The 14,661-nt window shown below is 63.1% G+C and carries 15 protein-coding genes and 2 pseudogenes; 9 read left to right on the top strand and 8 right to left on the bottom strand.

Annotated features, from left to right (window positions below; all coding sequences use genetic code 11):
* Positions 1-8 precede the first annotated feature (8 nt).
* Entirely contained in the window at positions 9-758 is a 750-nt protein-coding gene (locus CQY20_RS10255; RefSeq protein ID WP_097939966.1) for a class I SAM-dependent methyltransferase, read from the bottom strand.
* Between the two features lie 118 nt (positions 759-876).
* Here CQY20_RS10255 and CQY20_RS10260 point away from each other — a divergent pair, with 118 nt between their 5' ends.
* The 8 genes from CQY20_RS10260 to CQY20_RS10295 all read left to right on the top strand — a co-directional run bounded on the left by CQY20_RS10260 (position 877) and on the right by CQY20_RS10295 (position 6,835).
* On the top strand, positions 877-2,025 hold the full coding sequence (locus CQY20_RS10260; RefSeq protein ID WP_207767259.1) for a mandelate racemase/muconate lactonizing enzyme family protein: 1,149 nt from the start codon (positions 877-879) through the stop codon (positions 2,023-2,025).
* Positions 2,022-2,618, top strand: coding sequence for an MFS transporter (locus CQY20_RS10265; RefSeq protein WP_097939968.1), 597 nt, complete (start codon positions 2,022-2,024; stop codon positions 2,616-2,618). Before CQY20_RS10260 ends, CQY20_RS10265 begins: the two co-directional genes overlap by 4 nt.
* A complete protein-coding gene (locus CQY20_RS10270; RefSeq protein WP_133119057.1) occupies positions 2,558-3,397 on the top strand; it encodes an MFS transporter in 840 nt (279 codons plus the stop codon). The genes CQY20_RS10265 and CQY20_RS10270 overlap by 61 nt, the downstream gene beginning before the upstream one ends.
* Complete coding sequence (locus tag CQY20_RS10275; RefSeq protein WP_207767260.1) at positions 3,394-4,515, top strand: mandelate racemase/muconate lactonizing enzyme family protein; 1,122 nt, start codon at positions 3,394-3,396, stop codon at positions 4,513-4,515. Before CQY20_RS10270 ends, CQY20_RS10275 begins: the two co-directional genes overlap by 4 nt.
* Positions 4,516-4,599: 84 nt before the next feature.
* Positions 4,600-5,628: a LacI family DNA-binding transcriptional regulator gene (locus CQY20_RS10280; protein WP_163700210.1), complete on the top strand. Its 1,029-nt coding sequence runs from the start codon at positions 4,600-4,602 to the stop codon at positions 5,626-5,628.
* 62 nt (positions 5,629-5,690) lie between these two features.
* Entirely contained in the window at positions 5,691-6,026 is a 336-nt protein-coding gene (locus CQY20_RS10285; RefSeq protein WP_097939972.1) for a hypothetical protein, read from the top strand.
* Positions 6,023-6,445, top strand: coding sequence for a MerR family transcriptional regulator (locus tag CQY20_RS10290; RefSeq protein WP_097939973.1), 423 nt, complete (start codon positions 6,023-6,025; stop codon positions 6,443-6,445). Before CQY20_RS10285 ends, CQY20_RS10290 begins: the two co-directional genes overlap by 4 nt.
* A gap of 66 nt (positions 6,446-6,511) precedes the next feature.
* Complete coding sequence (locus CQY20_RS10295; RefSeq protein ID WP_234816182.1) at positions 6,512-6,835, top strand: SpoIIAA family protein; 324 nt, start codon at positions 6,512-6,514, stop codon at positions 6,833-6,835.
* Positions 6,836-7,051: 216 nt separating this feature from the next.
* Here the strand turns inward: CQY20_RS10295 and CQY20_RS10300 are convergent, their stop codons facing one another.
* The 6 genes from CQY20_RS10300 to CQY20_RS10325 all read right to left on the bottom strand — a co-directional run bounded on the left by CQY20_RS10300 (position 7,052) and on the right by CQY20_RS10325 (position 13,927).
* Positions 7,052-7,834, bottom strand: a complete 783-nt coding sequence (locus CQY20_RS10300) for a DeoR/GlpR family DNA-binding transcription regulator (protein ID WP_097939975.1) — start codon at positions 7,832-7,834, stop codon at positions 7,052-7,054.
* 93 nt (positions 7,835-7,927) lie between these two features.
* A complete protein-coding gene (locus CQY20_RS10305) occupies positions 7,928-9,448 on the bottom strand; it encodes a M81 family metallopeptidase (RefSeq protein ID WP_097939976.1) in 1,521 nt (506 codons plus the stop codon).
* A complete protein-coding gene (locus CQY20_RS10310) occupies positions 9,448-10,938 on the bottom strand; it encodes a xylulokinase (RefSeq protein WP_097939977.1) in 1,491 nt (496 codons plus the stop codon). Before CQY20_RS10310 ends, CQY20_RS10305 begins: the two co-directional genes overlap by 1 nt.
* Complete coding sequence (locus CQY20_RS10315) at positions 10,931-12,190, bottom strand: MFS transporter (RefSeq protein ID WP_097939978.1); 1,260 nt, start codon at positions 12,188-12,190, stop codon at positions 10,931-10,933. The genes CQY20_RS10310 and CQY20_RS10315 overlap by 8 nt, the downstream gene beginning before the upstream one ends.
* A gap of 222 nt (positions 12,191-12,412) precedes the next feature.
* Positions 12,413-13,273 (bottom strand): class I SAM-dependent methyltransferase, encoded by an 861-nt coding sequence (locus CQY20_RS10320; RefSeq protein WP_097939979.1) that lies wholly within the window; start codon positions 13,271-13,273, stop codon positions 12,413-12,415.
* A gap of 78 nt (positions 13,274-13,351) precedes the next feature.
* Positions 13,352-13,927, bottom strand: coding sequence for a CGNR zinc finger domain-containing protein (locus tag CQY20_RS10325; RefSeq protein WP_097939980.1), 576 nt, complete (start codon positions 13,925-13,927; stop codon positions 13,352-13,354).
* Between the two features lie 110 nt (positions 13,928-14,037).
* Here CQY20_RS10325 and CQY20_RS10330 point away from each other — a divergent pair.
* Positions 14,038-14,400: pseudogene (locus CQY20_RS10330) on the top strand (epoxide hydrolase N-terminal domain-containing protein); the annotation flags it as partial.
* Positions 14,401-14,407: 7 nt separating this feature from the next.
* Here the strand turns inward: CQY20_RS10330 and CQY20_RS10335 are convergent.
* Positions 14,408-14,661: pseudogene (locus CQY20_RS10335) on the bottom strand (IS30 family transposase); the annotation flags it as partial.

A 14,661-nucleotide genomic window follows, 5' to 3' on the forward strand; every position in this document is an offset into this window, starting at 1 on the left:
GGGCCGGATCAGTTAGCAGCGGATATCGCGATGACCGCTACCGCATGATTCTCCGCATCTACTCCGTCAACGCCGATGCGTCGCACCAGGCGTGCACGCACCTCGGATCTCGTCTTCGAGCCCAGCGTAAGGACATTGGAGTAGGTGAAGACCATGTTCACCCAGGCATCCGTTGAATAGTGCAGCGCCTCGGCGAGACCACGCTGTTGGACCTCGTAGCCACACGACCGAATCATTTCCATCAGTTCGCGCTCGCACACATCACTGATCGTGGCCCGCTGAGAGGTGTTGACGTGAGGTGCATATGCCTCATCCAACTCATCTTGGGTCGGTGTAATCGGAATGATGCGGTTCCACAGCAGCGCCAGGCGACCGCCGGGACGCAGAACAGAGGCGACTTTGTCCAGTGCCACTTGTGGTTCGACCCACTGGAATGACTGGGCGAATATGACGAGGTCGAAGGAACGCCCTGCCGGATCCCAGTCCTCGAAGCGGGATTTCTCGACGCTGATGCCGTGCTGGGTGGCGACTCGGGCCATACGGGCGTCAGGTTCCACAGCCAGCACCTCCATGCCCGCATCCTGCAGCTGTGCCGCTGCGATTCCGGTTCCCGCTCCGACATCGAGTGCAGCCGTCTTATCGGCGACCAGCTCGCTGATCAGGCTGTGTGGATAACGCGGCCGGTAGCGGTGGTAGTCGTCTGCGGCAAGCCCGAAGGCCTCCGCTCGCAGCCGATCCGCGTTGCGGGATCCTTCCATCTGCTCACTGCAGCATGTCCACGATTGCCGACTCATTTGGGGTCTTGACTGCGGTCCACGTCGCTCCTACGCTCCGTTGTAAACGTTTCCTGAAAACGTTTTCAGAATGGAGTGAATCTTGGACAGTGCGAACGCGATGCCGGCGACCATCGAGAAGATCGAGACGATCCCGCTACGTGTGCCCTTAGGTCGGGTCTACCGAGGCAGCTACTACTCGATGTCTCACCGATCGACCATCATCACGCGAATTCACCTGAGCAACGGCGTGGTTGGTGAGGCGTTCGTCGGAGATGAAGACGACACCAACGCAGCGATCGAACGGGTCATCCACACCGAGGTGTTGCCCAAGATTCAAGGCGAGGACGGGCTGCGGATCCAGCGGATCTGGGAGCTGATGCGGCCGGTGACCTTCAACATCTTGCGCGATCGCCGCATCGGGCTGGTCGCGATGGCGTGCGTAGATACCGCGTTATGGGACGCGATCGGGAAGACGTACGGGCAGCCGTTGTGGAGGCTGTGGGGCGGCTACCGCAACACCATTCCGATGATCTGGACCGGCGGATACTACGACGAGCCCGGCGGTATCGACGCCGAACTCAAGCGTGCCCGCGACGCTGGCGTACACGGGATGAAATTCAAAGTTGGCGCCCTGAGCCCTGAAGAAGACGCCGAACGATTCCGGGCCGCCCGCAAGGCAGCCGGCGACGACTTCGTTCTGATAGCCGACGCGAACCAAGGCTGGTCTCCGGACCAGGCAGTGCGATTCGCCCAACTGGTCTCTGACTTCGACCTGTACTACTTCGAAGAACCGGTCCGCTGGGATAACGACCATCGGGGTATGCGGGACGTCCGCTTCCGGTCGGGTGCACGGATCTGTGCTGGGCAGAGCGAATTTTCGGCCGGAGGCTGCCGCGACTTGATGGTCGCCGGCGCTATCGACTTCTGCAACTTCGATGGGTCGTGGTCGGGTGGACCAACCGAATGGCTTCGGGTGGCTGCCATCGCCAAGACCTTCGACGTCACGATGAGCCACCACGAAGAAGCGCACATCGGCGCGCACCTCCTCGCGGCGATTCCCAACGGAACTTTCGCCGACACCATGCACGTCGACCGTGATCCCATCTGGCACAACCTGATCGCCAACCGCCCGGCTCTTGAGGACGGCATTCTTCAACTAAGTGAAAGGCCGGGCCTCGGTTGGGAATTGGATGAAGACTACATCGAGAAATACCGGGTGAACTTCGACGAGAACGGGCTGATCCGATGACGGCGCAGGCAACCGCGCCGCGGCAGCTCACGACCGCGGAACTACGCCGGGTGACGTCGTCTAGCATCATCGGCACGGCGGTGGAATGGTATGACTTCTACCTGTTCGCGGTGTCGTCGTCGGTCGTGTTCGCGCCGCTGTTCTTCCCTCAGTTTGACCCGGCAGCCGGCACCATCAGTTCCTTTGCGACGTTCGCCGTTGGGTTCTTCGTCCGGCCGTTCGGCGCTTTGTTTTTCGGTCATTACGGCGACCGTATCGGCCGCAAGAACGTCCTGATCATCACGTTGATCCTGATGGGCACCGCATCCACCCTGATAGGTGTGCTGCCGACGCACGCGTCGATTGGTGTCTGGGGTGCCGTCCTACTCACCTTCTTGCGTGCTGTGCAAGGGTTTGGCGCAGGGGCTGAATATGGCGGTGCTGTACTGATGCTCGCCGAGACGGCACCCAAGAAGCGTCGTGGCCTCTACTCAGGACTTCCTACGTTGGTGTCGCGCTCGGGCTGCTCGCCGCCAACGGTGCATTCGCGGCGGTGTCGCACCTGCCCGAAGAAGATCTGCTCAGTTGGGGGTGGCGCATCCCGTTCCTGTTGAGCATCGTCGGTGTGGCCGTGGGCCTGGTTATGCGCCTGCGGTTGCACGAAACACCCGTCTTCCAGGAAGTCAAAGCCTCGGGGCTGCGGGTGAAGCTCCCATTTATGGTGGTCTTCCGTCACTCGTGGCGAAACCTATTCTGCGCCTGGGGCGCTCAGATGGGCGACAAGTCACTGGCCTACATCTTCGAGTCGCTGGTCATTGTGTACGTCACCAAGCAGGTCGGGCTGTCGACCTCGCTGGTGCTTACCGCGCTGCTCGTCGCGTCGGCGGCACAATTCATCACCGTCCCTGCCTTCGCCGCCCTGTCCGACCAACTCGGTCGACGGCCCGTCTACATACTGGGCGCGGTTCTGTCGGCGGCATTCGCGTATCCATTCTTCCTGCTGCTCGACACCGGTAACACGTTGCTGCTGTTCGGGTCGGTCCTATTCGCCTCGGCCATCGCCAAGACGATGATGACCGCCGCCCAAGCGGCGTGGTTCGCCGAACTGTTTCCCGCCCAAGTTCGTTACAGCGGTTTCGCGTTGGCTCGCGAAGGCGCCGCACCGATATCCGGTGGGCTGGCGCCGGTCATCTCGGTGGCGTTGTTGTCATTGGGCGATGGACAGCCCTATTGGGTCGTTGCCTACATGGTCGGTATCTGCCTCATCACCGTCGTCTCGGTATGGCTGGGGCCGGAAACGTACAAGATCGACATGTTCCCTGGCGACAACTCGGGCGACGCAGAAGGCGTGGCCCAACAGCCTGCTGCCGCCACTGCGAAAGGAGAACGGTGAACGCGCTGACCATCACCGCGGTCGAAGCCATACCGATCAGGGCGCCGTTGGCGACCGAATTCCGCGGCAGTTTCTATCACATGACCCACAGGGCCACCATCGTTGTGCGGTTGCACACCTCCGATGGGATTGTGGGAGAGACCTACGTGGGGGACGAGGATGCCGGTGCCTCCGACATCCTAAGTGTCATCCACAAGGAGTTGACGCCGCAGATTATCGGTTTGGATGCAATGGCCACCGAGAAGTGTTGGAAGGCCATGTATCCGGCCACATTCAACATCCTGCGCGATCGCCGCATCGGTCTGGTCGCGCTCGCGGCGATCGACTCGGCGATCTGGGATGCGGTCGGCAAGGCACTGAACCAGCCATTGTGGCGGTTGTGGGGCGGCGCGCGAGACCGAGTCCCGATGACGGCTATTGGTGGTTACTACGGAGAGCCGCTCGGCTCGATCGCCGACGAAATAGCCTACTATCGCCACGAACTCGGACTCGCCGGTGTCAAGTTCAAGGTCGGTGGACGCCAGCCGGAAGTCGACGCCGAACGCGTCGCTGCCGCGAGGGAGGCAGCTGGCCCCGACTTCGCGATCTGTATCGACGCCAATCAGGGCTATTCGGTGCGCCAAGCGATCGAATTGTGCAACAGGATCCGTCATCTCGACATCCGCTGGTTCGAGGAACCGGTGCTCTGGCACAACGACAGACGCGGATTACGGGACGTCCGCGCGATCGGTGGCATTTCCGTCGCTGCAGGGCAGACCGAGTTGACCCCGAGCGGGTGTCGCGACTTGATGGAAACCGGCGCGATCGACGTGTGCAATTTCGACGCGTCATGGTCTGGTGGGCCGACCGCCTGGCGGCGAACAGCGGCCGTCGCGACGACATATGACGTCGAGATGGGGCATCACGAGGAACCGCAAGTCAGTACGCATCTCGTCGCCAGCGTGCCGCACGGCACGTTCGCCGAATGCTTCCACCCCGACCGCGACCCCTTCTGGTGGAATCTGATCGCCAACCGGCCGCCACTGCACGAGGGATACCTCACGCTGCCGACAGGCCCCGGATTCGGTTGGGAGCTGAACTGGGACTACATCGATAAATTTCGGGCCGACATTTCATAGGTGACGGTCTGCCTGGCCGTACCATCAGTGCGGCTAGGTTTCTGTCTGCCGCAAGAGGGCGGTCATGACGACACGGAGTTTCGGTTGAGCGCAGATACATCGCGCATTACCCGCGTCGGCGTTCGCGAGGTCGCCGAGCGTGCTGGCGTGTCCATCGCCACCGTGTCGAGAGTGCTCTCGAATCACCCCAACGTCAGCCGGGCCACCCACGAGCGAGTCACGGCCGCGGTTCGGGAACTCGGATATCAACCGAATGCGCTCGGCCAGATGCTGCGCCGCGGGGCCACCCGCATCGTGGGGTTCTCCATCGGCGACATCTCCAATCCGCTTTTTGCGCAGATCGCCCTCGGCGCCGAAGCCACGCTCGCGCAACACGGGTACTCGTTGGTCCTCAGCAACTCGCACGGCGAGCAGGAACGCGAGCTGACCAATCTGGCGATGCTGGAGAACCGCCGGGTCGACGGTTTGCTTTTGTCCGTCACCACCGAGACCGACTCGCAACTACTACAACAGTTGGCCCGATTCGACGGCCCGCTCGTGGCAATCGACCGCGACATCGCCACGCCGACAGCGAGTGTGAGCTGCGTGCAGTCCGACCATGCCGTCGGCATGACCGCTGCACTGGAAGCACTCCATGCTCAGGGACACCGACGAGTGGCACTCCTTGCCGGCCTCGCCACCCTGCGCCCAGGGCGGGAACGCATCAGCGCGGCCAACGTCACCGCCAAGGCGCTCGGCATGAAGTGCGAAGTGCTCTCCGGTGAGTTCGCCGGCCCCGACGCCGGTGCCATAGTCAAACTGCTGCGCCGGCCGAAGCGGCCCACGGCGTTGGTGGCCGGCAATAATCAGCTCATCGCGGCGGCCCTCGACGCTTTGAGGGAAGCCGGGCTGAGCTATCCCCGAGACCTCTCATTGGTCGTCTGCGATGACGTCCCTTTGTTGCGCTTCTTTCAACCGACGCTGGCCACCATCCGGCGGGACCCGTACCAGATGGGCACCAACGCCGCGCAGCTCGTGCTTGAACGCCTCGTGGGCCCAGCAGCGGAGGCACGCACGGTCGTTCTGCCGACCACGTTCGTGCCCGGCGACAGCGTCGGCCCGGCGCCAAAGTAGTCCGCTGGCTCACCTGCGGAAGTGTTGCAACCCGTACCTGGGTACGGGTTTATCGTCGGTGTATGGCAACAGATGAAGCCGCGGACTGGGCTACGGCGTCGTGTTCGTTGCCGATTGGCGAGCAGCCGCTGCGGATAGCCGAATTCGACCGGTTGTTCGCCGGATCCGCGCGGCGGTCGGTGCGGGTGAGTCCCACCCGGTTGGATGTCTCGCTCGCGGCCAGCGCCGAGGCCGCGGCCTGTGATTTGGCTGCCCGCGAGGTGCAGTGCTGCTCGTTCTTCAATTTCGAGTTCACCTCGGCAGACAGCGCTGTCGTGATGAGCATCGAGGTGCCCCAGTCGCGGATCGACGTTTTGGATGAGTTGACCAGTCGGGTGCGGACGGTAGGCGGGCAATGACTGAGACGCGATTACGCAGTGGCCAGGTCGCTGCAGCGGCCGGGGTGAATATCGAGACGCTTCGCTACTACGAGCGGCGCGGTCTGCTGCCGCAGCCACCGCGGTCGCTGGGTGGTCACCGGTTGTACCCGCCGGAGACGGTGACGTCGATGCGGGCTATCAAGGCCGCGCAGAAGCTGGGCTTCAAGTTGGCAGAAGTACGTGATCTCTTGGCGTCGGCTCGTCTCCGCGACGGTTCCGACTCCGGTTTGCAGTCCCGGGCGGCGGCGAAGTTAGCCGAGGTAGACCGCAAACTCGCTGAGCTGACATCCCTGCGCGCCACGCTGGGCGCTGCAGTCGCCGCGGGCTGCGACGATCTGATTGCGTGCGCTGAGAGTCCCTGCTGCCCATTGCCGTTCGACGATGAGATGAGGGAGTGACGGCTTTCTGATGCCGGTGCGGCTGTGATCGAAATCCTACCGGGAAGCGGTAATCATCTTCTCTGCGTGCGGTTCACCGGAACACTGGACCGTGGCAGCTACCGCGACGTTCTCAAGCCGCGAATCGAATCGCTGCTTCAGCGGCACGCGACGCTGCGGGTGTTGGTGCTCATGGATGAATCGTTCAAGGGCTGGACCCTTTCCGGAGGGTGGGCCAACACGCTGTTCGACCTCAAGCACCGGCGCGACTTCGACAAGGTCGCGATGGTCGGAGCTCCGAAATGGGAAAGCTTATGTGTGAAGGCCCTTGCCGCGCTTCTCATGAAAGGCGAGTTGCGGACCTTCCGCCGCGATCAACTCGGCGACGCGTGGAACTGGCTACGCGCATGAATGCGTTTGTCAGCCGCCGACGCGTATCGCGGACTGCAATCGGACACAACCTATGGAGCCGCGCTCAACTCGGCCGCAACCAGATTTGTGAGTCGTTCTGCGGTCTTGAAGTGAGGGGTCAACCGGGTTTTGGTGATCGCGACAGAGGTTCGGGTGGCGACGTCGGCGTAGACACAGCTGCCGTTGCCCCGGCCTTGGTGGCTAGCGGTTCTTCGGCTAACGGCCGCGGCGCGGACGCGGACATACAACATGTGTTCCCGCGGCGGCCAGCGCATTGGCAGTCTCGTCAGACAGTTCCCTTTCGGTGACCACGTCGGACACACGATCCCATCCGCAAACCACAGCGTGCGCGACGCGGCCGTCCTTTGAGGAGTCCGCCAACAGCACGCTGCGATCGGCGTTGTCGATCACCGTGCGACTCAGCGTCGCATAGTCGAGCTGGTAATCGGTGACACCTGCGTCGGCCGACATTCCGCTGCAGCTGATGAATGCGAGGTCATAGTGATAGCGGTGCAGGAACTCGTTTGTAACCGATCCGCACAGCGTTGGTTCATGCGGCTGGATCATGCCTGGTGCCACCAACACCTTGGCCCGATCGGAGCGCATCAGCTCGGTCGCGACGAGCAGTGACGCGGTGATCACCGTTCCCGTATAGCTGCGGCTGATGGCCCTCGCCAACTGCTGTGCAGTCGTGCCCGCGTCGATGAACAGAATCCGCTCCACCGTGATCAATTGCGCAGCAAGCATTCCGATGGTCCGCTTGGCCGCCGCGTTGGTCGTCACCCGAGCGGTGTGCGGTTGTTCGGGGACCGGTGGCGGTGTGAGGCTGACGGCGCCGCCGTGCACGCGACGTAGAAGCCCACGGCGCTCGAGTTCGACAAGGTCACGTCGCACGGTTTCGGTCGAGACTCCGAGCACACGCGAGGCCTCCAGCACGGACACCGAGTGGTTGGCGTGAATCTGCGCCATGATCTGGGTCTGCCGGTCCTGCGACAGCATCGATCGTCCTTCCGCTCGCGGTGGTCGGCGGCGCGATGTGAGTCGCGCGCCGCCCGGGCCGGCGCGGGTGCCGTTGCCGAGCCTGCCGCCAGGCTACGACGGCCCGCCCGCGATGGGTGCAAACGTGACGTCCCAACGAGGTGAGGGGTCGTCCCGCCACGGGTAGATCGTCTTGGGAAGCCTCGTGAAGGGCAGGTTCATCAGATCGGAGCTGGCCGCACCGGGGGTGTCGGCTTCGATGATCTCGCCAGCGAACGCGCTGTAGCTGGCACGAAACGACGTCGAGGCCTTCACGACGACGAGGTCGTACAGTGTGGGCTCGATCCCGTGCGCTCGGTAGAGCTGCGGGTCCCCGTTGCCGGCCATCCACTCGCACACGACGATGTCGAGCCAGCCGAAGCTGATGACGGCGGTGAGCCCGATGTTCTGGGTGATACCCCGTCCGGCGGGCCCCTCCTGCCGGAAGATGCCGTCGTGCAGAGACTTGACCCGTCCGGTGGCAGTGATCGAGGTCGATGACGGATTCCTTGTGCCGCCGAGGGTGAATTCGGCGGTAGCGCCGACGCCGAGCTGGTGAGCAAGGCGCGCGGCGGGGGCGTCGTTCACGACCGTTGCCGCCCGAAGTTCGGAACCTATCGCAAGGATCCGGTCGGCGACCGCCATGTTGTCGCCGGATGCACCCGCGTTACACGAGTCCGCCGAGTCGACCAGAATGACCGGTTTGCGCTGCCTTTTGTCCTTTGCGCGTTCGATCACATCGTCGATCGCCGCGAGGCTGGACTTGAAGTCGTACCGCTTGTCGTAGAGCAGTTTTGCCAATTCGACCGCGAACTTCGCGGCGTCGTCGCGATTCTCCGCCACGACGATCGCCGACGAGTTCGGCTCGGGGATATCCAGCCACGGCTGCATTTGATAGACGGTGAAGTCGATGATGCTGCCGGCGTCGCGCAGCGCGTGACCGCGGTCGACGACTTCCTTGTAGGGGCCGTCAAGTGTGTTGTAGGACGCGGCGGGAACGATCATCGGGATCGGCACCCATGCGGTTACGGGCGGTTCTGGGCTCACGACGGCATCGATGCCCAGAGTTGCTGTGCGGACGCCGGTCTCGAAGTGGTCGACGTGGGGATAGGTGAGGTATCCAATGATCACGTTGGCGTTCGAGACGAGGGTCTTCGTCACGTACGCGTGGAGGTCCAGTGCGACGGCAATCACGGTGTCGTCGCCGACGACGGCCCGTACCCGCCGGGCGATCTCGCCTTCGGCGTCGTCGAAGCGCGTCGTCATCAGAGCGCCGTGGAAGGAGATGAAAACACCGTCGAGTGGTGCGGCTTCTTCAATCTGGGGGATGAGACGTTGCAGATAGTGGTCCATCACCTCCTGCTCGGCCACACCGCCGCTCTGGCTGGCCATCACCGTGCCGCAGACAACCTCGGGGTGATACGGCGATTCGTCGAGTGCCTTGAGGAAGCCGCCGACGGTGCACTGCTGGCCCGTAAATGTGTCGCGGACGGCCTGCCCTTCGTACTCACCCGTCTGATTCCAGAACTCCAGCGTGGACAGTGTGGGGTTGAAAGAGTTGCTCTCCTGCCGGAATTCGGTGATCAGGATCTTCATTAATAGTCTCCGTTGAGCTCTTTGTGCACCTCCAGCAAGGCGGGATGCAGCTTGCTGTAGGCACGGTAATTCCGTTCGTAGACTTCGCGATTTGCGGGATCGGGCTGGTACTCCTTCTTGATGCGGACGGCATCCGACACGGCGTCGAGGTCCTCGATCCAGCCCAGCCCGAGCGCCGCACAGTAGAACGCGCCGAGCGTGCCCGCATAGCGGGGCGCATCGGGCACCTGCACGGTGACCTGCAGAACGTCGGCGAGGATCTGCATCCAGACGTCGCTGACGGCTCCGCCGCCGACGACGCGGATGGTCTCGGGCCGGTTGCCGGTCCGTTCGGCGTAGGCGTCGAGGCTACGGCGATGCGAGAAGCAGATGCATTCCATCATGGCCCTGGCCATGTGCCTGCGGTCCGTGCTGGTGGTGAGGTTGATGAACATGCCCTTGGAGTTCTTCGACAGCGGGGCGAGTTCTCCTGTGAGCCAGTGCGTGGCGATGACTCCCTCACTACCGGGCGGAATCTCTGCGACATCCTTGCCGATCAATCCGTAGATGTCGCCCTTCAGCACGGAGCGTTCGACTCGGTAAAGCTGGTCGACGAGCCAGTCCAGCGCGAGACACCCGGTCTGCAACGCGAATACGGCACCTTCGGTGCTGCTGTTCACCGAGAAGTACTGCGGTGCTTCGAGTTTGAACCGGTCCTCCACAACACTGACAAGCCATGACGAGGTGCCGAAGTAGATGTGCGTGTCGCCGAGACGCGCGCGGCCCACGCCCCAGGTGATGGCCACGAGATCGCCGAAGCCGCCGATGACGGGTGTGCCCTCGTGTAACCCCAATGCCTCAGCCGATGATGTGGTGAGTTTGCCGACCACATCGGTGGATTCCGACGATGGCGGGAACTTGTCGAGGTCCTCGGTCAGGCCCGCGGCGTCGAGGATGGCCGCGTAGTGGTCGTTCAGCCGCGGGTTACCTGATCGGATCAGATCATCCGACGGCTCCGTGCTGATGACTCCGGTGGCGCGGAATTTGAGGAACGTGTTGAGCCCGACGATGTGTTGGGAGCGTTTCCATAGCTCGGGCTCATTCTCCTTCATCCACATCAGGCGCGGCCAGAACTCCTGGCCTGTTCCAACGAATGAGCCGTATGCGGCGTTGAGTCGCGCGGCCTGGTCCGTTGCTCGACTGTCCATCCAAATGATGCTGTCGCGCAGGACGTTACCGTCGGCGTCCAGCCCGATGATGTTCTTCCACGGCGCTACGAACACCACCGCCTGCACGTCGACGGGGCTGACCGCGGAGCGCCGAAGAACGGCTCGGCTGGTGTCGCAGATGTGCGACCAGATCTCCTCCGGATCTTGCTCGGCGAATCCGGGCTGCGGCTGCTTGACCGGATAGGTTGCGTCGCCTTCGCCAACGACGCGGCCGCTGCGGTCGATCAGTGCCGTCTTCAGCGACGACGTGCCGACGTCGAAGGTCATTACATACTCAGACATTGCTCCGCGCCCTTTCACCAGCCGCGACGTCGGCCATGTTCGAGCCGCCGCGGGTTCCGAGGATCAGGTTGATGACGAGGCCGATGACGGCAGCAGCGGCAGTGATGTACCAGCCCAGTGTCCAGCCGTGCGATGCCGCGAGCATCGGTACCCACGCCGGCGCGATGATCCCGCCGGAGCCAGCGATGAGAATGACCAGGCCGACAGCAGGGCCGGCGGCTTTAGATCCGAGCAGATCCGACGGAAGTGAGAGGCCAGGACCGTTCGTCGCGGGGATGCCCCATCCAGCGATCGCCGCGGTCAGAAGCGCCAGTCCGAATCCCAGCGGCGCGAGGTGCGGGATGAGGACACACCCGACGGCGCCGACGAACATCGCGACCCATGCGTTGGTGAAGGTCCGGGCCCGCAGGGGTCCCAATCGGGGGACCAACCGGTCGGAGAACCAGCCGCCGAACGGTGTCGACACGACGGCGATCAGCCCGTTGACGAGGACGACCGTTCCGACTGCTGCGGACGTGAATCCGACGCTGTAGAGGTACTGGGCCAGATAGGCGTACATGCCGTAACAATTGAAGAAGCAGCAGAATGTCGCTGCACCCAGCAGCCACAGACGGGGATCGGCATAAACGCTGCGGCCGCCTGCACCCGCCGTATCCGCGGCCGTAGCCGCCTCCTCTTCAAGGGGTGGCGCGTCGTCCACGATCAGAAGGAACGCAACGGCTCCGACAACGGTGATCGCGGTAATCACCCAGAATGTGTTCTGCCAGCCCATAATCGGATTCAGGATGCCGGTGATGTAGCCGCCGAGCGCAGACCCGAGCCCGATGGCCCCCAGCAGGATGCCGATGGCCAGGCCGCGCTTCTTCACGGGGAACCAGGCGCTCAAGATTGCGCACATCAGGACGACCATGCAGCCCCAGCCCTGGACGAAGCGCAGGAGCAGGATGACGGGGTAGCTCGGCACGACGGGAATGAGTGCGGAGGCGATGAGGAAGGCGGTGATGACGACCAGGAACACGCGTCGCCAACCGAATCGCGGTATCCACTTGCCTTGGAAGAAGCCACCTATCGCATAACCGGCGATCAGCGCTGCTGATCCGACCTGGATGGCACCGGGCGACAGCGCGAAACTGTCGGCCAGCTCGTTGACCGCCACCGACCACGAGGTCAGCGACATGTAGACCAACGACAGCATCAACGTCGTTCCGACGAGGGCTGCGGTGCTTCCCGACCAACGCAATCTTGCGTTCATGGTGCTTCCTTCTCCCGATGGCTTGGCAGGCCTCGTACCTAAGCCGGATGGGCATGTGTTGGGTACGTCACACATCACCGTAAGACGGTGTGGGAAATAGAGAAATTTTTGTGGGAAATTGTGGAATTCTGGCCGGAGGCGGGACGTAAACCCCCAAACTCTGCAGCGGTCAGTCGCGCTGTCGCCAGGCAACCGTCGCGAGCCCGGCGACGTCGAGTACCGTCAGCGACGCGCGCGCAGTATGCGGCTGGCACGCAGAATGCGAGCCGATTGCTCTGGGAATTCCGGCAATTCGCCGAGGTACATGCCGACGACGTCGCTGGCAGGGCGGTCTTCGACCTCGGTGAAACCTAGGGCCCGCAACTGCCGGCCGATCTCGTCAGGAGTGAAGTGGGTGACGAACGGTTCACCGACCTTGGCGAGCTGCTCGGAACGAGCCCGCAAATGCGCGCGCTCCTCCTGGGTGTTCGGAGACTCCAGGTAGTCGAACACGACCTCGACCGGCTGCGCTTGGCCGGCAATGTATTCGAGCGTGGCCTGCGCGGCACTCGGCGTTAGATAGAAGACGACGCCGAGCCAGATGAAGACTGCAGGCTCGGTGCGGCTGAATTCCGTCGACTCCAATTCCTCTGCCAGATCCTGCGTTTCGAAGTCCACCGGCACGAGGGTCACCGTCTCAGGACAGTCGATCCCAGCCGAGGCCAAGCGATCGCGCTTCCACGCTTGGGTAGCCGGGTGGTCGATCTCGAAGACCCTCAAGTTGGAGTACGGATTGCGGTAGGCGAAGGTGTCGAGTCCGGCTCCGAGAATCACGACCTGCCGCGTGCCGCTGTTGACAGCCCTGGCTATCGTGTCCTCGGCAAAGCGGGCGCGCGCAGCGAAGACGAGGCGCCGGGCCTGATCGTTCATCAGTGCTCCGAGCTGATCGCCGGTGCGCGTGCTCAATTCGGTCAGCTCGTCTACATCGACACCGAGTAGGGGAGCCGCTAGGGGATCGGTGAAGATCGGTGGCCGGTCAGCCACCTGGTGATAGGCGCGAGCATAGGCCGTCGCGAGGGCTGTCCGGCTGGGTCCGCTTTCCATATCCGTGAACGTACTCGCCACACTGCGACGCGGAAGTTGAGGGCCATGTGAACCCCCTCATGCAGCGCTGGCTACGGGTCACTTAGCCGTTCGAAGGTTCTTGCCATGCTTGGCAATAAACCGCGCCTTCTTCTGGCGATTGCCGCACGTGTTCATGTCACACCATTTGCGGGTGCGACTTTGACTGGTGTCGAAGAAGGCTGCTCGGCAGGTTGGCGATGCGCATAACGCCAATCGTCCGTCTCGTTCACCTGCGAGGATGTCGATCGCGTCGGCGGCGATCACGCCGAGGGCGTCTTCGACCCGGGAAGGTGAGCTCAGGCGCCATTCCCGAGCGCCCTCGGGCGTGAGGACCGGCGCCGCTCGCCCCTTGACGCTGCAGTCATTGATGGTTTCGACGGCTGACGCGGGAAGATTGTCTCCGAGCGCTGCCGCTGTTGCAGCGGCGTGAATGGATTCCCTTAATTCATAGGCCCTTTCGAGCTGAGCGTTCGTGCAAGAGTCCACGGCGAGCCCGTTCACTCTCAGCCAGTCGACGAGCCGCTGCGGCGTGGGGATGCGCTCCACCTGATCGCCTTGACGCTCGGTGAGCGTCGCCGTGAAGCTCGTCGCAAGCACGCCGCCGAGGCGAAAGTCAGGGAACTCGGCGGGCACGGAACCACCTTAGCAGGTTGCGCACAGAGTGTGTGCGTGATAGAACTGTCTTAGCCGGTTCTCCCAGATCCTTGGACCGGTTCCACGATGACCAGGGGGTGTGCGATCTCATGAACCGTCCAACTGGCGACGTGCAGGCGTTTGAATTCCATGCAGCTGACGCCGACCTCGACGACCTGCGAGCGCGACTGACGGCGGCGCGGCTGCCGGAACACGAGACCGTCCATCCCGCTCCGCCGGGCCCGCGCCGATGGCAGCAGGGGGTTCCGCTCGCCGACCTCATCGACCTCGTGAACTACTGGCGAACCGGCTACGACTGGCGGTCGTTCGAAGAGCGCCTCAACACGATCGGCCAGTTCCGGACGACCATCGACGGCCTCGGAATTCACTTTCTGCATCGTCGCTCGGAGCGGCCAGATGCCACTCCGCTGATCCTGACGCACGGCTGGCCGGGCAGCGTTGCCGAATTCGTCGGCGATTTCAGGCAGTGGATGCAACAGCGGGTGGTTTTGGCGGGTTTGAGAGTAGCTCGTCGAGGACTTCAGCGGGTTTCTTCCAGCCGAGGGTTTGCGGGGTCGGGTGTTGAGTTGGGCGGCAACGTAGTCGAGGTAGTCGGCCGGGAACACTGATAGGTCGGTGCCTTTAGCAAAGTATTGACGCAGCAGCCCGTTGGTGTTCTCGTTACTGCCGCGTTGCCATGGCGAGTGCGGATCGCAGAAGTAGATATCGAGCTC

Source organism: Mycolicibacterium agri, from assembly GCF_002553505.1.
GTDB classification, from domain to species: domain Bacteria; phylum Actinomycetota; class Actinomycetes; order Mycobacteriales; family Mycobacteriaceae; genus Mycobacterium; species Mycobacterium agri.